We start from the raw sequence: 18,859 nt of genomic DNA, 5'->3' as shown, positions 1-18,859 counted from the left end.
GGGTCTTTTTCAATGCAGTTCAGATCAAAAGATACAGAACGGCGGCTATGGAAAGGTAGGAAAGAGGGCGGATCGGATGTTGGATGCGCCACCGGTAAAAGAGACCGTGTCACGATGCCCTTTGATTGGGTACCTGACACGGTCTCTTGTCTTGTGGGATGGGGTGAAGCGGGTGGGTTATTCTTCTTCGCTCTCGATCATTTCCAGGATAAAGGGAAGTCCCTTCTCAGTGACGGTTTCGACAAGGTCGTTCTCCATGATGTACTCGGAGAGGGTGGTTTCGCCCATGGCGCGTTCGTAGCCGGCGCGCCCGACTTCGGGCGGTACAAGAGCACCGGTGTCGCGGTCGCGGGCGGTGCTGTTCTCGAAGATGCCGTCCGGCGAAAAGAGGAAGCTGATCTGGTCGTTGATAAAGGAACCGCGGGAGACGTGGACCTGCTTGGCGACGAAGCCCTCCTCGGCATTCAGCAGGTCTTTGCCGATGAAGCGGTCGGACTCCGGCGCCCAGCCCAGCAGGTTGCGCAGGGTGGGGTAGAAGTCGATCTGACCGCCCACGGTTTTGATCCCTTCCGTGCGGTTCATGCCGGGGATGTGGATGATGAAAGGCACGTTGAACATATCTTCCTCTAGGTAGGGACGCCCCAAGAAGTCACTCATGTCGTCGTCAACTTCCGGATCGCGGTGGTCGAGTCCCTGGTGGTCCCCGTACAGGATAATGACCGATTCATCGTAGAGTCCGGCGCGCTTGAGGTCTTTGATAAAGGCACCGAGCGAGGCATCGAGGTAGTGGACGGTCTGCAGGTAGTCGCCGAGGGCAGAACCCTCATAGCGAGCGGGGAGGGTAAGACCCCGGTGGTCTTTCGGCAGGGTGTAGGGGTGGTGGGAGGTGAGGCTGATGAGAAGGGCGTAGAAAGGACGCTCTGCTCGGGACAGGATCGGAATGGCCTGGCGGAAGAGGGACCGGTCGCTGAGACCCATGCCGATGGTCTCGTCCATGTCCAGTTTCTCACTGCTGTAAAAGGTATCGAGACCGATCTTTGGGTACATGGTCTCGCGGTTCCAAAAGCTCGGCCGGTTGCCGTGGAAGGCCATGGTGGTGTAGCCAGATTTTTTTAGTTCCTTCGGCAGCGTACGGAGGTGGTTGTCCTCGTAGGCTTCGTAGCTGTAGGACTGGAGGGCGGGGTAATAGCCCGTGTGGGTGACGAACTCCGCATCGGAGGAATTGCCCCAGCCCACCTGTTCGAAGTAGTTTGTGAAAGTAAAGCTGTCGTCCTCTAAGAGGGCGTTGAGCGTGGGGGTGATCTCTTGTCCGGCGGTGGTGCGTCCCAGGGCAAAGGCTTGGATGGATTCTGCCTGGATAACGATCAGACTTTTTCCCTCAAGAAGTCCTGTCCGCATGGGATTGTCCGTCTCCGCGGTCACCGGTTCCATGACGCCTTGCACCTGGTCTTCATCGGCGGGTTTCGGTAAGGTCAGTGTGACCAAATCGTAGAGGTGGTAATGAAGGGCCCCCAGGTTCTGTGGGGTCAGGTGATCGGCGGCACCGAGAAAGGTGGGAAAACTGTAACCGAGAAGGAGCACCATAGATAAGGAGAGCAGGACTATTTTTAACCGGAGTTTCTGACGCACGAGTAGAAAGGACTTTTTTTCTTGCAAGCGGGCCCACAAGAGGTAGAGGACATCGATGGTCATAATCAGGTAGGTAGGCCGAAAGAGGGCCACTATGCTTCCCGTCACCGGGCCGAGCTGGCCTACCTGGAGGATGCTGTGTGCGGGCAGGAGGGTGTAGAAATGACTGTAGTACATGAGATCGGCAATCACGAGAACGGTGATGACAAGCTGTAGGACCAATAGGCGTGTGGTCGAAACCTTTTTTCCCCTGACGGTGATCCACCGGTAGAGGAGAAAGAGGGTCGCCCCGTTGAAAAGGGTGACGGGTATAAAAAGCAGGGGCTGCACACCGATGACCAGGTGTAGCCAGGATATTTTCGCAAGGGATAGGGTGGCGAAGAACCACCAGGTGTTGGGCTGGGGTAATCGTGATCTATGGGATTTTTTAAAGATCCGTTTCATGGGATTCACTCCTAAAGGAGGGTTCGTTGACTTTCTTTGGGTGTATCTACTTTCTACCCCATTGGATGCAGAATACAAAGGGGAGAATTCTTCCAAAGGGTGGACAGAGGTGCAGGTGATGGATCTATAGAGGAATTTTGTTATTTTGGGGTTGTGACGAAATAGCGCCGCAAAAGACGGTAAGATGAGATCAGGAGGTGAGGATGGGATGTCGACATCGACGGGAATCATGCTGTTCATGCTTTTTCTCATGGCGCTTTATTTCAGTCCCAGCAGGACCCTGTTCTTTCTAGCTTTTGCCATCGTGGGTGCTGTTTGTTTCCATATCCAGAACAGGGGGAAGGAGTAGGGGGTCTTTCGATGTGCTTGCACAGGTGAAGGGTTCGTTCTCCTTACCCGATTCTACAGAACATACGGAACTCAAGGGAACTAAGGGTCCTAAATCGACAGAAATCGACAAAAGGTCCCACTAACGGCAAGTGGTTAAAACTGGTATAATAAGGGCAACTGTTAAGTGATGAAGGAGGGCGTATCAATGCGCATTTGTCATACATCGGATTGGCACCTGGGGAAGCTGATCCACGGGATCCACATGACGCAAGACCAGGCGGTGGTACTCGATCAACTCGTGACGCTGCTCAAGGACGAGGAAGTGGATGTGCTAATTATCGCGGGCGACCTCTACGACCGCGGGGTGCCACCGGTGGAGGCCGTTGACCTCTTCAACCGGACTTTGTCTCGGATCGTCAAGGAGACGCCCGTGGACCAGGTGCTCCTGATCAGCGGCAACCACGATAGCCCCGAGCGCGTCGGTTTCGGCTCCACTCTTTTCGATGCCCTGGGCATCCATATCGCCGGTAAGTTCGAGGCGGGGGTGAAGTCCGTGGAGCTCGCGGATGACCATGGTCCGGTGACCTTCCACCTGGTCCCCTTTGAGATCCCGGCGGTGGTCCGGGCTGTCACGGGTAACGAGGAGGTCAAGACCTTTGACGATGTGCACGCCCACGTGGTGGAAAAAATCAAGAAGGACCACGATTTCTCCGAGCGCCAGGTGATGGTGGCCCACGGTTTCGTGGGCAAGGAACGCGAATCCGTGGAGGTGAGCGATTCCGAGCGGAGCCTGTCCGTGGGCGGTACGGAACTGGTAAGCCACGCGCATTTTTTGGATTTCGATTACGTGGCCCTGGGTCACCTGCACCGGCCGCAGAAGGCCGGTGGGGAAAGGATTCGCTATGCCGGTAGCTTGATGAAGTATTCCTTCTCCGAGGTGGGGGCCAACAACGGCGCCACCTTGGTGGACCTGGGACCCAAGGGGTTGGTTGAGATGCGGCACGTGCCGCTGGCACCTGCCAGAGACCTGAGGCTCTTGGAAGGGACTTTGGAGACCCTCCTGTCAAGCGATTTCTATGAGGACCAAGAGCGGAATCATTACTACAAGATTCGCTTGTTGGATAAGGGAGCCCTGCGTGATCCCATCAACCGGCTCAAGGCCATTTACCCCAATGTGCTCGAGCTCGAGCGAGAGGGCTTCGAGGGCACGCTGAGCCTGATGGATGAAGAGGTGGAAATCGAGAATCTGGATGCCCACGAGCTGGTCCGGGACTTCTACCGGGCCATCAAGGAAGAGGCGCTGTCGGAGTCGGAGGAGACAATGATCCGCGAGACGATTGAAGAGCTGGCCAGGGGGGAATTCCGATGAAACCGTTGAAACTACAGATGAAGGCCTTCGGGGCCTACCGGGAGGAGACCATCGATTTTTCGGACCTTGAAAAAGAATCGCTCTTTTTGATCTCCGGGCCTACAGGTGCGGGGAAGTCCACGATATTCGATGCCATGACCTACGCACTTTACGGAAAACCCAGCGGGACCCACAAGACGGAGTACGACCTGGTGAGTGATTTCGCAGAGGAAGGGGAGAAGGCCCGGGTGGGCCTGACCTTTGAGATCCGCGGTAAGGCCTACTACGTGCAGCGGGGGCTCGATGTGACGGTGAGCGAGGGGTCCAAGAGTTTCAAGTCCACGGACATGGCCTTCTATCCCGTGGGGGAAGAGGAGAAGACCCTGTCGAAAAAAAGCGAGATCGACAGCGCGGTGACGTCGCTGATCGGTCTGGATTACGATCAGTTCAAGCAGACGATCATGATTCCCCAGGGGGAGTTCCGCGAGCTGCTCACGGCGGATAGTGCCAAGCGGGAGGCGGCCTTCCAGGAGATTTTCGATACGGTTTTTTACAAGCGTTTTGAGATCGCCATGGACCAGCAGGCCAAGACGGCCTACGGAGAGCTGAAGGACCTGGAGAAGGAGCGGAACAACCAGTTCGATCAGCTGGGCCATCTGAATGAAAAGGTGTTGGAGGAGGCCCTTGGTCAGGAAAACCGCCACTACGAGGCTCTCCTAGTGGCCCTCGCGAGCGAGCGGGAGGATTTGAAAGAGCGGATTTCTGTTCAGAAGGGAAAGATGGAAGCCCAGCGGGAAGAGATCGAGGCCCTTTCGGCGACCATGACCATCGGTGAACAAAAGAACGCGCGCTTTGCTCTTTTGAAAGAAAGAAAAGAAGCGCTGGAAGCGCTGGAAAAGGACCGGGAGAAGATTGACCAGAAGAAGGATCAGTTGAAGCGCCTCGGCATCCTGGCGCGCCTCTCGGGGCTAAGGGAGGCTTTCGCTCGCGAGGAGAAAGCATTGGCTTTGATTCAAAAAGAACTGGAGACGCTGAAAGAGACAGAGAAGAAGTTGGCGAAAGATTATACAGAGGCCAAAGAAAAGTACGAAAAACGACCAGCGTGGCAGAAGGCCCTAGAAGAAGCGCAGGACGTCCAGTCGCGGCTCAAGGGGCTGGCGGCGCTCTACGGGAACCTGGATGCACTGGAGAAGGAAATTGAACGCCTGTCGAAAGCGAGGGACCAGGAAGATAAGGTCCTGAAGTCGCTACAAGACCAGCGGAAGGTAATGACCGAGAAGATCAAAGCACTGGAAGCGTCGATCCGCGCGTCGGAGGATGTGGGTGGCGAGCTGGTGACTTCTGAGGAGCGCGGTCGGCAGCTCGGAAAAGAGAAGAAGGCCCTGGAGGCCTATGGTGAGCTGGAGACGAACCGGGAGACCCATGGGAAGCTCCTGGCCAAGGCCAAAGAAGCGCTGGATTTTAGGGACAAGGGGCGCGAGCAGGCGGACCGTGAGCTGGAGAGACTGCGCGAGATGCACCTGGCCCACCAGGTCTTTGTGCTGGCGGAAGCGCTGGAGGAGGGGGTGCCCTGTCCGGTCTGCGGATCGGAGGACCATCCGGCGCCGGCTCACCCTTCGGGTGAGGAGGACCGGGTGTCAGAGGCCCTTCTGGAGGAAAAGGAAAAGGCCCTGGTAGCTGCCGATAAGGCCGTGAAAGAGGCCCAGACGGCGGTGCAGTTGCTGGAGAAAGAGATCGGTGTGATCGAGGCCCAGGCGGCGTCGCAACTGGAACTGGTGACGCTGGAGGCGGGGGAGAAGGCCGACCGGGCGCTGGCACGCGTTGTGGCGGCCCACAAAAAAGAACAAGACCATTACCGGAACCTTCAGGGGTCAAAGAAAAAACGGCTGGAAGACCAGAAGCGTCTGTCGGATCTGCAAGATCAGTTGACTGTGCTGGAGGACCAGCTGGAGAAGGCGCGCCTACAAGTGGAGGAGACGACGAGAAAACGCGACATCACAGAGACGAGTCTTTCCGGGACGAGAAAGCAGATCCCGGAGGATCTGCCGGATCGAAAGACCTATGACGAGCGGATGCGTGCCCTGGACGAAAGGATTGCAAGGCTCAAGAAACAGATCGACGCGGTGGAAAAAGCCTTCAAGGAGGCGAGCGAAACACTAGGTAGCAAGCGTGCGGAGATCGCGATCAAGGAGAAAGACCTGGCGGAGCAGACGGTGGCCAGACAAGAGGCGGAAAAGACCTTTGATATGGGCTTGGAGAAAGAAGGCTTTGCAGACAAGGAAGCCTATGAGAAGGAAAAAGAGACCCTGTCAGGTCTCGATACAGTGGTGCTGGAGCATGAGGTCACGAGCTATCAAAAGCAACTAGCGGCCCTGCAAGTCCAGGTAGAAGACCTAGACAAGGAGCTGGCGGGACATGCGGAGGTGGATCTGTCGGCCCTGAAGGAAAAGCGAGAAGGACTCCGGACGGCGCTGGATGATTTGGTGGACCGCGAGCAGAAGCGCGTGACGGATGAGCAGATCATGGGGCATGTGCTCCGTGAGACCAAGCGGCTGTCGAAAGAGATCGAGGAGCGGGAGAACGCCTACCATGAGGTCAGAACCCTGGCGGATCTTGCGTTAGGTAAGAACAGCCAAAAGATGCACCTGAACAGCTATGTGCTACGGATTTACTTGAACCGGGTGCTCAAGGCGGCCAATGCACGGCTGAAGACCATGACGGGTGGACGGTTCACGTTGTTTATGGCGGAGCACAGCACAGGTAAGTCGAAGAACGCGGGTCTGGATCTGGAGGTCCATGACTTTTACACGGGTAAGAAGCGGTCGGTGAAGAGTCTTTCCGGTGGGGAGAGTTTCAAGACGGCCATGGCCTTTGCCCTGGGTGTGTCGGATATCATCCGTCACACGGCGGGGGGCATCCAGCTGAACACGCTCTTTATCGATGAGGGTTTTGGAACGCTGGACACGGAGAGTTTGGACCAGGCGATCGAGATGTTGATCGAGCTCCAGGCCGACGGCCGATTGATCGGGATCATCAGCCATGTGCCGGAACTCAAAGAACGGATCGAGTCGAAGCTCACGATCGAGCAGACACCGGCGGGTAGCAAGGCGAAGTTCGTGAAAATGTAAAGGAGGAATGAGGCCATGTACGGAGCGATTATCGGCGATGTCGTGGGATCCGTCTACGAGGTGCGTCCGATCAAGACCAAGGCATTTTCGTTTTTTTCAGAGCACGGTCGTTTTACCGATGATACGGTATTGACCTGTGCGGTGGCCTCTGCTCTTTTACTGTGGGAGAGAGATACCGGTAGAGAGGGGCTGGAGCGGGTTCTTGTCGAGGAGATGCAGCGTTTGGGTAGGCAGTATCCCAATGCAGGATACGGCGGTAACTTCAAAAAGTGGCTAGAAGCCCAGGAGCCGAAGCCCTACGGGTCTTTTGGCAATGGGTCGGCCATGCGCGTGTCGCCCACAGCCTGGGTGGCACGTAATCTGGAGGAGGCATTGGCACTTGCGGAGGTGACGGCTTCGGTGAGTCACGATCATCAGGAGGGAATCAAGGGGGCGCAGGCAACGGCCGGGGCGATTTATCTGGCGCGGACGGGTGCGTCGAAAGCAAAAATCAAAGATTTCTTAGAAGACCACTTCTACGCTTTGTCCTTTACCTTGGATAGCGTCCGACCGACATACGCATTTGACGTGACCTGTCAGGGATCGGTTCCAGAGGCAATCGTGGCCTTTCTAGAGTCGGAGGATTTTGAGGATACCATCCGAAATGCGGTGAGCCTGGGTGGTGATAGCGATACCCAGGCGGCCATAGCCGGGAGTATCGCCCAAGGTTACTATGATGTCCCCGAACACTTGAAGAAGCAAGTACAGAGCTACCTGGATGAGGAACTGTTGATGATCTTGAGTGTCTTTAGAGAACAGTACGTGGATAAGAGGTGAGCAGGAGGATGGAACCAAAAAAACAAATGGATGAGACCACTGCCAGAGAGCAATTATCGAAACGAGAGAAGAAGGCAGAGGTTTATCTGCACGACCCAAAGAAAATGCAGCGGTTGATCAAGGAAGCGGCGGAAAAGATGTCGGCGGCCAAGGGCCCCCTCGATGGTGTGCTGGGAGAGATGGCTACCATGTTGTCCTTGATGCGGGATTGGGTGAACGGTTCTTACCGTGCGATTCCAGTGGGGTCGATCGTGATGATCGTGGCAACGATTTTGTATTTCGTATCCCCGCTGGACTTCATACCAGATTTTATTCCTTTTGCGGGCTTTAGTGATGATGCGGTGATTGTGGCTTTTGCCTGGAAGCAGATCAAGTCGGACCTGAAGAAGTATGAGCTCTGGAAGGAAAATCTGGCGGATGAGGAGCCGGAGGAGTAAAAGTTCAGAAAAGACAGAGAAATAATGCTGAGTTCGACAAAAGTAGAGGAATTTCGAGCAGGAGATGGTGGCGTGGGTGTAGAAGGAGACTAACTAAGCAGGGTTCAATTTTTTCGTTGAAGCCCTTCTCTTTATACAATTAGATCCTTATTGAGTTTGAATCGCTTATGAAAGGACGATAGAATAACCCTCTTGGGATGTGATAATTCTGAGAGTTTTTGGGAAGAGTGTTTACCGGAATATTTTATTTTGGTTGGGTAATGCTTGATGATTATATGATAGACTCTGACTAGACGTAAGACACCTGAGGGGGCGACATAATTGATTAAAGAGCATTATTCATGGCGTGTAATTAATGATACCTTCTTAATAAAGATAATCGACAAATCATTTTATTATGATAACAACACGGGGGTTCCTCAAGAGATATTAGATAAGTTTGGAATTGCTGATCTCAACGAATGTTTCACTAAGATCTTCGTGCGGCATAGAGATAAAGTTTTTAAGCTGAAACTATCCATATCCTATAGACAGAAGTCTTATCGTGGAAAGATAACTTGGCGAAATGAATTTCAGCAACATACTCAGAGGTTTGTCTCAAAAAACTTTGAAAAGAATATGATTCTGTTTCATGAAAATGGAAGTGGTGTTTACGATATTGAGTTTTTAAACCATAACATGTTTAGCGATGCTGAGTCAGAAATTGAATCTGATTTAGAGTTATACTGCATGTTCCATGCGTTTAATCCGAAGAAGTGCATTAAATGTAACAGGGATCTTGAAAATGATCCCGTTGCAAACATCTTACAGCTCTCGAAGTTTATCATTTCTAATGATGGCAATGGTTTTATTTGTCCAGTGTGCCAAAGAAACGAAACATTTTTATGAAGTGAAGTAAAACACGAGCACTTAAGTACATGAGTATAGTAAGGATGACATAAATGATAAAATTCTTTTGTGAGCAATGTGGTCAAGAAGATTCTGGAGTGTACCGGGACCCTGAAAAGAACAAGTGTAATTACTGCAAGAATGAGTTAGAGAAGCTAGGAGCAGAAAGATCACAAGAATATAGCAATTTCAAAAGGGTTTATGACAACAGTTTCTTAAATATCAAATCAGAGATTTATTATTGCTCAACCCATGATGTTCCCCATTTTGATACTAAATGTAATTATTGTGAAACTCAAAAATTGGAGAATAGTTCAAGCTATCTATCGACTGATTTGAGACCGGTATTTGGAGAAGAAAGACTTTTCTTGATGACATTACTGACTCTGAATAAATCAAACAAAGATTTGATTAGAAGAATTGAATCGAAATCTGTTTGGGCAAGTTCGACACATTATTATTTTGATGGTAAGTCACTTAGTGTATCTAAGAAAAAGCTGCAGAGTTACTCTCCTGAAATGGTACGTGATGAAATGGAAAAGCTTACCCCTATGTTAGAGCAACTAGAAGAAAATGCTCACTTGGATCACCAAAAATTCATCGAAGTGAATGCTAATAGATACAATCGAATTGAACACGAAGCCATGAACTTCATCGAATCAGTATCAGCAGATTACGCTGAAAACGAAATGTTCATTTCATTTTCAGGAGGTAAGGATTCTACTGTTGTTCATGATTTGGTCATTCGGTCGTTAGCAAATAAAAAAGTTCCACGTTTTTTTGGTGATACCACTTTAGAGATGCCAGAAACCTATCAGTATGTTGAGAGACTAAAAAAAGAAACGAAACATTTGCCACTATTTAAGCCAAAAAACAAGAAAGATGATTTTTTTGAACTGTCTGAAGTGATCGGACCCCCAAGTAGATTGATGAGATGGTGTTGTGTGTACTTCAAGACAGGACCAATATCAGATCGACTAGATAGAGCATTTAAGAACACCAATAAGATTCTTTCTTTTCAAGGCATTAGAAGAGCCGAATCGAATAACAGAAATAAGTATGAGCGTGAATCAGATAGTCCAAAGATCGCAAAGCAAAGAGTAGTATCTCCGATTATTGATTGGCTTGATTTTGATGTATGGTTGTACATCCTTTCTAGAAGAGTTGATTTTAACGATGCATACAGAAAAGGATTCTCACGTGTGGGTTGTTGGTGCTGTCCTAATAACAGTAGTTGGGCTGAGTATCTTTCTGCCGTTTTTCACCCGGAAGACTCAGCACGTTGGAATAGAGTTCTGATAAACTTTGCAGAGAAAACAAACAAAAGTGATCCTGAAGAGTATGTCAGTGGTGGAAACTGGAAAGCTAGACAAGGTGGCAATGGTTTGGAAATTTCCAATAATGGCGTTGTTGATTATGAACCTTGTGTAACAGAAGTGAACTTATTTAATTATCATCTCACGAGAGAGATTTCAGATGATCTATATGAGCTTTTTAAACCATTTGGGAGAATTGATACTGATATAGGTGACAAAAGACTTGGCGAAGTATATGTATTAGATTCATATGATAATCCTTTGATAAAATTGCAGGGCAGAAAAGGGAGAAAAAATCTAAAAGTAACGATCATCAGCATGGAGCACATTAAGAAGATTTATAAACGCTATCCTCAAATAACCAAAGGAAGGGTTAAGAGTTTCATAGACATCAAGCAAAAGGTTGATTGTCAAATCACTAAATATCAGACTTGTCTATCTTGTGGTGGTTGTTCAAGTGCATGTAAGTATGATGCCATTAAGGTTACATGGAAGAATCGAGAGAACACTTATAAGCCAGAGGATACACAATATATTATCGACGAAAGCAAATGTATTCATTGCTTGAACTGCATTGATCATTTTGATAACGGATGTTACTTGAAGAAGATTATTCGAGTTAAAATAAAGGAATGATTGTATGGTACTAAAGAAAATCAAACTAAAAGGTCATAGCTCCTTTTACCTCCGCGAAGGTTGGTTAAGCAAAGGAATGGAGCTAGTAGATAAGAATAATGAAATTTTTAGTAGTGAGTTTCCAACCGATGAGTTTGGTGTTGGATCAGCCATGGTTAAAGCAATTAAATATTATCTTGAAGCAATGGACGTCATTGAGACTTATAAATCTGATAGCAAGAAAAAGTCTTTTATGTTAACGGATGAATTGGGCAAGGTCATCTATACGTACGACAAGTATTTACAAGATGAGTTCTCAATGTGGATCTTACACTATCATTTTGTTAGAAATTTAGAATTGGCAACTACATGGAACTTATTTTTTAACACTATGGATTCAAAGACTTTTACAAGAGAAATGATTTTCCAAAAAATCAACGAGAAGCTTAATTCAGATTATGGGAAGAAATTCTCATCAAAATCATTAAATGATGATGTGATTTGCTTAATTAGAACATATATTAATGAAGATTCTAGGCACTTATCACCCGAAGAAAATTTTCGTTCTCCATTTCAAAAGCTAGGATTAATTGATAAAGACAACACTGTAGATGGGAGAGTAGTTTATCGAAAGAATACACCAGATATTGATCAACTCGATAAGTTGGTGGTGCTTTACGCGATTCTCAGAATGAGAAATGAATCTATTGGAAAGAAAAAGAACCATTTTATCCCTTTAGAAGATTTGGTATCTGCAGTTAATTCTCCTGGAAGAATATTCAATCTCGATAAAACACAAATGATTGAGTACATCGATGAGCTATCTAAGGACAGATATCTATCTTTTACGAGAACAGCAGGATTAAACCAAGTGATTATATCTGATCAATCGATTTCTGGAAAGGATATTTTGTTAGATTATTATCATGCGAAGAATGGAGGAGCTCATGTATAAAGAGTTGTTTGAGTTATCTTCAGATTTTCGGCTTTCTATCAATCTTCTATATGACATAGATGATGAAAAGCGGGTAAATCAATACATTCCAAATGAAGAAATAGCAATAATGATGAAAGATTACTTGAAAGGGATCTCTGGGTTTAAAGCAGAAAACTCATCTGGTAAGAACCGGGTACTTATAGGTGCGTATGGTAAAGGGAAAAGCCATTTCATTTTAGCCGCACTTGGGTTGCTAGATCATTCAATTAATTCTGAGCTCCTCGAAAGTAGATTTTCTAAACTTGATCGTGAGTTTAGAGAGCTGTTCGACTACATAACTGGATCTAGTATAATGCCGGTAATCGTTAATCCGAAAGCCGAATCAATAGATCAAGGGATTAGAGTTGCTTTGAGTAATGCATTAGAAACGAGAGGCATAAATAAGATTCACTATGAATCTCGTTTTGATTCAATATTAGTACAAATTGATCGCTGGGAGTCAGAGCATCCAAGTATCATAGATTTGTTTTCTTCTTATTTAGAACGAAAAGATCAGAACTTAGAAATTTTTATGCGTTCTATTGAGAATTTCAATAATAGTTCTCTTGATGTCTTTGACGAGTTTTTCGAACAGTTGACAGGAGGTACGAAGTTTAATCCTTTGGCGAGTGATGACATCGAATCATTAATTATTTCGGTCAACTCTCAATTAAAGGAAAGTTGCGAATACAATGGTATTTTGATTGTTTTCGATGAGTTCAGTAAGTACTTAGAAAGGATTAGCGCAAATCAATTATCAAAAGATTTGATTACTCTTCAGACATTGGCGGAGTTGAGTGATAGGAGTAATAATCCATCCTTGGCAGTTACCTTGATTACTCATAAACCCATTGAACAATACGTTGCGAAGATTTCAGAAGAAAAGGTTAATGCATGGCGAGCTGTAGAAGGTCGTTACAATGATTTGTTTTTTCAGGTATCCTCAGAACAACATGTTAAGTTGATTGGAGAATCAATTGTTAAAAGACCTGGCTACAGGGAGTTTATCGATAAAGTTTATGAAGAATTGGATATGAATACCCTTAAGGGTTGTTCTTCTTGGATAAGCACAGAGTTTGCAGATGCTTTTAACTTGATTAAGTATGAGTGTTTCCCAATGAACCCATTCGCCGTCGGGGCATTAGTGGCAATGAGTGAGCGAGTTGGCCAGAATGAAAGAAGTATGTTTACTTTCTTACATGAAAATGATAGATCAAGTTTAACCGATTATCTGATGAACGATGGTCAAGCACCACTTCTTTCGATTGATGTTCTATTTGATTACTTTGAGCCAATGTTTAGGAAAGAAAAGTATGATGAAAATATCGTACGGCTGTATAGATTAGTATCGTATCATTGTGATGCCGAAATTGATGAAATGGAAAAACGACTAGTAAAATCTATCGGCTTAATTCAAATGATCAACAATCCGAGGATAATTAGTAGTAGTGTGGATAGCATCAGATTTGCATTGCAAATAGATGAAAATCGTTCACGCGAGCTGCTTAATAAACTTCTTGATAATAGGAAAATTAGATTGAGTAAACACGATCAGACTTATGAACTAACATCAGCTAGAACCCAGGACATCAATGAACTGATAAACAATGCGCAGGTAAGTCGCTTCGATAATGATAAAATCTTGGAAACCTTGAGTGAGAATTTCATTTTTGAGTATACACTTCCTAGAGAGTATAATCACGAACACAAGATGACACGTTATCTCAAGCATGTTTTTCTTCTCGATACCCAAGCAGAGCAACTACGCGATCTTATGCTTCAATATGTTGGTTCTGATTATGATGGAATAATCATCAATATATTGAATACGAGTAGAATGGATCCTGTGGAAAACCGTGAACTGTTAGAAGCAATATATCAACTGATTGATGATTACCCGGGTGTAATCGTTAGATTAAGTATCAATAGGTTTGATAGTAGTTTTATCGACGACCTCAGTGATTACTACGCCATTTCAAAGTTGCAGTCACAAGCAAAGAGTGATTATGATGAAGAACTCATTGGGGAGTTGAACTTTCTGATTGAGGATTATTACAGAAGTATAGACAACCGGTTACAAATGAGTTTTTATCAAAATGAGACCTATGCTTTTTATATGAGTGAGAACGATTTTATAAAGAAGAAGGATATACTAAGTGATTCTGTACTTTCAAAGATCTCTTCAAAAGTGATTCACTCGAAGTTTCCTCGCACACCGGTTATAAATAATGAACTGATCAATAAGCATAATGTATCCTCACAAGTTAAGAGAGCAAGAGATGAGATTGTTGATTATATTCTAAATGAATATACTGGTGAGTTCTCGGAAAAATTAGAAGGACTTAGTTTGGAAGCAACGTTGTATAGAGTGATGATACTCAATAAAGGTTTAAGGGAGTCAAATAGTAGTAATGACAATCATCTAAACGAAGTTTTGAAATTGGTCGATGAAGAAATCAAAAAATCTATAGATGAAAAAATCAATTTCTCAAAACTATTGGGCAGATTGACAAGTGCTCCCTATGGAGTGCGAGAAGGAATCATTCCAGTTTATTTGGCATACGTAATGAAAAACTACTTAAAAGAGCTTTCGGTATATTATCGGGATCAGGAACTAGTCATAACGTCAAACATACTAGATCGAATCACATCGAATCCTGAAGATTATTCCATCGTGTGCGATGATCCAAATGAAGGCGAAATGATTAAGCTTTTGAGTTTAATACTAGACGAGTTTCACGAGTTTACAGAGCCTAACCAATCTAAGAGTAACCATTATTTCGTTGCGTATAATGCTATGCGTTCATTTTTCAGAAAACTCCCGAGAGTTTCTCAACGGTTTTTAAAAGATGCTAAGACACAAAATTCAATTGAAGATGAAATTGTACAGTTACGAAACGAAATGATAAAAAGCTCCATAAGTCCTCGTACATTTTTTCAAAATGTTGTTTACGAAATCTATGAGGGCAGTGATTACGTGGAAATATTTATGAATATTAAGAAGTTTAAGGACCAATCGTCTAGGTATCTGGATGAACTTGAGTCTGAAGTAATCAAGTATGCACTCCGAACAATTGACCCGAATTATGATGGGAGTTTATCTTCACTACTTCATCATGAAAACGAGAAATTCGAACATATTGCTCAATTAGGTGGATTACCTGCCAATGTAGAATCACTAGTTGAAGTGTCTAGGATGGATTCCTATAGTGATCACCACATTGTGAATCAACTGGCAAAACAATTAACGGGACTTCATATTAGTGATTGGACGGAAGATAACGTTATGGGTTTTAAGGAATCATTAAAACTTGCATTTGATTACTTTGCATCTGTTGCACAACGGAGCTCAGAAGATACAAAACCCGAAATGAGTGTTCGCATCGAAGACTTATCGGATCATGGAAAGAATCTCTTGGGAGAACTCGAAGAGATTATTGAAGAGTATGGAGAAGGTATTAACTCTCAAGAGAGAAAGTCAATACTAAAGTATTTGATGAATAAGAATAGGGTGGTTTAGTTGTTAAATAGTCCATCAGTTCGGCAGATAACATATTTTGATAATGCCGCTACCACTTGGCCGAAGCCTAGTACAGTTATTGAAGAAACAAATCAGTTTGTTATGAATTATGGGGTTAATGCAGGACGTGGTGGTTATTATCAGGCACGTGTTGCTTCCGAAATGATAGAAAACCTAAGAAAATCAATTGCAAAATTATTGAGTGCTACCAGTAACGAGGTGAGCTTTTTTCCATCAGCAACCCATGCAGCTAATCAGATCATAGCTTCATGTAATTTTAGGAAATCAGATAATGTCTATGTTACTCCATTTGAACATAATGCTGTGATGAGGCCTCTCAGACACTATCAGAAGATAATCGGTTTCAAGTTAATAACCATCCCTTATGATAGTGGAATGAACCAAATTAATGACAAGTTTCAGCAATTGATAAATCATGAAAAACCAGATTACGTCTTTATAAATCACATCAGTAATGTTACTGGAAAGATTGTGGATATTCTCGGACTGGCTCAATGCGCCAAAAGAGTTAACTCAGAATGTAAAATCATAATTGACGCGTCACAATCCCTGGGTCTACTGGATGTTCGGTTCAGCAAGGAATTTGATAGTATTTTCTTTGCTGGCCACAAACATCTTTATGGTCCTTTTGGAGTAGGAGTGATGGTGAAAAGAGACTCATTTCACATGAATCCGTTAGTACTCGGAGGTACCGGATCGGATTCGATAAATATTGATAACGAAGGCTATCTCGAAGTTGCTAGTCCGAATATTAGTGCACTAGCGGGCCTTTTTTTCGCTGTAGAATGGATAAATAATACAACTTTAGAAAAGTTAAATGATAAGATGTCTAATTTGACAAAATTACTAATTGATAACTTACTTCATTTGAAAAATATTCGACTCTACTTGCCTGAAAGTAGAAATGATCATATCTCAATCGTATCGATCACTCATAAGAAATATAAATCTGATGACTTAGGAATGATTCTTGACGAGGACTTTAACATTGCAGTCAGAAGTGGATTCCACTGTGCTCCACTTATCCATGATTTGTTAAAAACGAAGAGCACAAATGGTACTGTGAGAATCAGTTTAAGTGAAATGAATAATGAAGATGATATTAATCTTCTTATACAAGCACTGAAAAATATTTAGTTTCATAGGTTATCAAAAAAAATGGTGCATGTACTATTTATAACCATACCCAGTTAAGAAAACTGCCGTTAGTATCAGAGGATCAATACATGTTTCGGATGATTGTTAGAATAAGAAAGCCGCGAGTATTTCGAACAATGATTACTACTGTAACGTTGATGTATACCACCTTTTATGATGATTTGAGACCAGAAATAATAGTCGGAGCAAAAATCGATTTTGTTTTACCTATACAAATTTCTGTGGTTAAGTTTAGATAACCCAAATTGCATCATAATCATTCAAGATAGGCTAAATTACTTAGAGATCGCGAAATACTGACTGACGTTGAGATCTTAGAGCAGTGAACTATGGTTCTCTGAAAATATGGATACTCTAGTTCTCATATTGAACTAGTTGAGAGTTTAGTGAAACTATCAGGAACTGAACATTTTCTAGGAAAGTACTTTAATCAGTTGTTTTTTAGTATCAAAGATGAGGGGCTGGGAATATGAATGAGTTCATAAATTATCTAAATACAATGCATAATGCTAAAAGTGATAGCAAGAACACATTAGCGGAATCTCAGTTGATGTCAGATTACTACTCAAGAATTGAGGTTAAGAGAGATATCTCAAAAAAAATCTCATCATACTTAAAGAATGACAAGGGTAATCACGAGGCCATTATTCTAACAGGACACGCTGGGGATGGAAAAACAAGCATACTTGTACAAGTGTTAGAAGATTTTGGGTACTTTGATCAAGGGATGCGTCCATTGGAAGTAAGTGATGATTTTAATGACTTATTCTACATTAAAGATATGAGCGAACTATCAAATGAAGCTCAAAGAGAATTATTGCTAAAGTTTCTCCAGTGCAGAGAAAATGGAAAGTCTGCGATTATTGTTTCAAACACAGGTCCAATAATCAATACCTTTAAGGAGTTGTTTAAGAAAGATATTTCAGCTATTGATATTGAGAAAAAGATTCTAAGTGGTATAGAAAGTGTTGATAGTGAACCGATAGTCGTTAACTCAAATAGTAAAGTATATGAGTTTAGAATGATTAATATTGCGAATATCGAAAATTCATACATTGTCGAAAAAATTTTACCGAAAGTATTGAGCACAGATCTTTGGGAAGATTGTTTCATATGTAATCATCGAGAAAAGTGTCCAATCTATAACAACTATAAGATGATAACAGAAAAACCTATTCTAATGGCAAAGAGAATTAGTCTGATATATTACTGGTTATCAGAAAAGGGATCAAGATTGACCATCCGACAAATGTTAGCGCATATAACTTTCAGCATAACTGCCAACTTAAACTGTAAGAATATTCAAGATTTTAGTGGGAGTGATTCACTTTTGAATAAGTACTCTTTCGCTAATGGTTTCTTTGGGAGCTTTAGAGATCAAAAAAATTTAAATTTTGACGCTATGAATATCAAACCTATCAGAGAGTTGAATAATTTATCTATGGACAAAAAATCGCTCGGCAAGTTTGATGACGAGTTATTTGTTAGAGAAGATTATGATATCTTTCCTAATTTGGTTAAAGAGAGAGTTAGTAGTCTCGTTCAGAGATCAGGAGTGGGGATTAGTGAGAATCTACCATTAGCATCAAATTTAAGAAATGAAATCAGAAGGTATTTCATCCTGTTTGCCTATAGTCCCGAAGATCAACATTTAATTGAAAACTCGATAATATCAGAGCCATTTATGGATTATTATAGGGCAGTTACAAATGACGACTATTTTTCTAAAAAAGAAAAGCGAAGAATTGAAAAAATTATTTTTGAAGCGTTGTTTAGATTCTTTGTTGGAGTATATCCGACAAAGGATGAAGAAAGTCTATACATCACACTTAGAAAAGATTTCAATGAAGTTCAGAATACGCAAATGCTAATAGCCAAAGTACCACGACATGACATTAAGGTTGTCATCGAAAAAGATAATCACAAATACGAGCCTGGCAGAATTATCAACAAGATGTACTTAAAAATCGGGAAGAATGTTAAGTTTCCAATAACTTCAGAATTCATGGTGTATATGTTTAAGTTTTTTGAGGGGTATGTTTTCACGAACCTAGATCCGAGTTTCTCTCATGGAGTATCAAAATTGAAGACTCAAATACTAGAAGAATATCAGGTTCATGACAATGAAGCAATGACGCTTTTATTAATCACTGGTGAAAGAATATGTAAAATGAACATACAAGTTGATGAAATCGAAGGCAAACTATTTGTTTATTGAAACTTGGAGGAGGAG

12 protein-coding genes are annotated in these 18,859 nt (G+C 44.0%); 11 read left to right on the top strand and 1 reads right to left on the bottom strand.

Features of this window, described 5'->3' with window-relative positions; genetic code table 11:
* Positions 1-177 precede the first annotated feature (177 nt).
* On the bottom strand, positions 178-2,073 hold the full coding sequence (locus ACULM0_RS04160) for an LTA synthase family protein (RefSeq protein ID WP_463679207.1): 1,896 nt from the start codon (positions 2,071-2,073) through the stop codon (positions 178-180).
* A 208-nt stretch (positions 2,074-2,281) separates the two neighbouring features.
* Here ACULM0_RS04160 and ACULM0_RS04155 point away from each other — a divergent pair, with 208 nt between their 5' ends.
* The 11 genes from ACULM0_RS04155 to ACULM0_RS04105 all read left to right on the top strand — a co-directional run bounded on the left by ACULM0_RS04155 (position 2,282) and on the right by ACULM0_RS04105 (position 18,844).
* Positions 2,282-2,422 (top strand): hypothetical protein, encoded by a 141-nt coding sequence (locus ACULM0_RS04155; protein ID WP_463679206.1) that lies wholly within the window; start codon positions 2,282-2,284, stop codon positions 2,420-2,422.
* Between the two features lie 186 nt (positions 2,423-2,608).
* On the top strand, positions 2,609-3,772 hold the full coding sequence (locus ACULM0_RS04150) for an exonuclease SbcCD subunit D (RefSeq protein WP_463679205.1): 1,164 nt from the start codon (positions 2,609-2,611) through the stop codon (positions 3,770-3,772).
* A complete protein-coding gene (locus ACULM0_RS04145; protein ID WP_463679204.1) occupies positions 3,769-6,879 on the top strand; it encodes an AAA family ATPase in 3,111 nt (1,036 codons plus the stop codon). Before ACULM0_RS04150 ends, ACULM0_RS04145 begins: the two co-directional genes overlap by 4 nt.
* Before the next feature lie 15 nt (positions 6,880-6,894).
* A complete protein-coding gene (locus ACULM0_RS04140) occupies positions 6,895-7,695 on the top strand; it encodes an ADP-ribosylglycohydrolase family protein (protein ID WP_463679203.1) in 801 nt (266 codons plus the stop codon).
* Between the two features lie 8 nt (positions 7,696-7,703).
* Positions 7,704-8,132 carry a YkvA family protein gene (locus ACULM0_RS04135; protein ID WP_463679202.1) on the top strand — a complete coding sequence of 143 codons (429 nt, stop codon included), beginning with the start codon at positions 7,704-7,706 and terminating at the stop codon, positions 8,130-8,132.
* Positions 8,133-8,453: 321 nt separating this feature from the next.
* Positions 8,454-9,020, top strand: coding sequence for a hypothetical protein (locus tag ACULM0_RS04130; RefSeq protein ID WP_463679201.1), 567 nt, complete (start codon positions 8,454-8,456; stop codon positions 9,018-9,020).
* A gap of 53 nt (positions 9,021-9,073) precedes the next feature.
* On the top strand, positions 9,074-10,972 hold the full coding sequence (locus ACULM0_RS04125; protein ID WP_463679200.1) for a phosphoadenosine phosphosulfate reductase domain-containing protein: 1,899 nt from the start codon (positions 9,074-9,076) through the stop codon (positions 10,970-10,972).
* A gap of 4 nt (positions 10,973-10,976) precedes the next feature.
* Entirely contained in the window at positions 10,977-11,906 is a 930-nt protein-coding gene (locus tag ACULM0_RS04120) for a DUF4007 family protein (protein WP_463679199.1), read from the top strand.
* Positions 11,899-15,447, top strand: coding sequence for a hypothetical protein (locus ACULM0_RS04115; protein WP_463679198.1), 3,549 nt, complete (start codon positions 11,899-11,901; stop codon positions 15,445-15,447). The genes ACULM0_RS04120 and ACULM0_RS04115 overlap by 8 nt, the downstream gene beginning before the upstream one ends.
* Positions 15,448-16,605: an aminotransferase class V-fold PLP-dependent enzyme gene (locus tag ACULM0_RS04110; protein ID WP_463679197.1), complete on the top strand. Its 1,158-nt coding sequence runs from the start codon at positions 15,448-15,450 to the stop codon at positions 16,603-16,605. It abuts the gene before it with no gap.
* A gap of 490 nt (positions 16,606-17,095) precedes the next feature.
* Positions 17,096-18,844, top strand: a complete 1,749-nt coding sequence (locus ACULM0_RS04105; protein ID WP_463679196.1) for a hypothetical protein — start codon at positions 17,096-17,098, stop codon at positions 18,842-18,844.
* The last annotated feature ends 15 nt before the right edge of the window (positions 18,845-18,859 follow it).

The sequence above is a fragment of the Halotolerantifilum yawarlongkerapense genome (assembly GCF_054506745.1).
The sequence above is the reverse complement of the archived record's forward strand: the minus strand, read 5'-3'. Positions and strand labels throughout refer to the sequence as shown.

Excerpts from the sequence above, each read along its gene's own strand:
- ACULM0_RS04160 (WP_463679207.1), bottom strand. The coding sequence starts at position 2,073 with ATGAAACGGATCTTTAAAAAATCCCATAGATCACGATTACCCCAGCCC.
- ACULM0_RS04155 (WP_463679206.1), top strand. The coding sequence starts at position 2,282 with ATGTCGACATCGACGGGAATCATGCTGTTCATGCTTTTTCTCATGGCG.
- ACULM0_RS04150 (WP_463679205.1), top strand. The coding sequence starts at position 2,609 with ATGCGCATTTGTCATACATCGGATTGGCACCTGGGGAAGCTGATCCAC.
- ACULM0_RS04145 (WP_463679204.1), top strand. The coding sequence starts at position 3,769 with ATGAAACCGTTGAAACTACAGATGAAGGCCTTCGGGGCCTACCGGGAG.
- ACULM0_RS04140 (WP_463679203.1), top strand. The coding sequence starts at position 6,895 with ATGTACGGAGCGATTATCGGCGATGTCGTGGGATCCGTCTACGAGGTG.
- ACULM0_RS04135 (WP_463679202.1), top strand. The coding sequence starts at position 7,704 with ATGGAACCAAAAAAACAAATGGATGAGACCACTGCCAGAGAGCAATTA.
- ACULM0_RS04125 (WP_463679200.1), top strand. The coding sequence starts at position 9,074 with ATGATAAAATTCTTTTGTGAGCAATGTGGTCAAGAAGATTCTGGAGTG.
- ACULM0_RS04120 (WP_463679199.1), top strand. The coding sequence starts at position 10,977 with ATGGTACTAAAGAAAATCAAACTAAAAGGTCATAGCTCCTTTTACCTC.
- ACULM0_RS04115 (WP_463679198.1), top strand. The coding sequence starts at position 11,899 with ATGTATAAAGAGTTGTTTGAGTTATCTTCAGATTTTCGGCTTTCTATC.
- ACULM0_RS04105 (WP_463679196.1), top strand. The coding sequence starts at position 17,096 with ATGAATGAGTTCATAAATTATCTAAATACAATGCATAATGCTAAAAGT.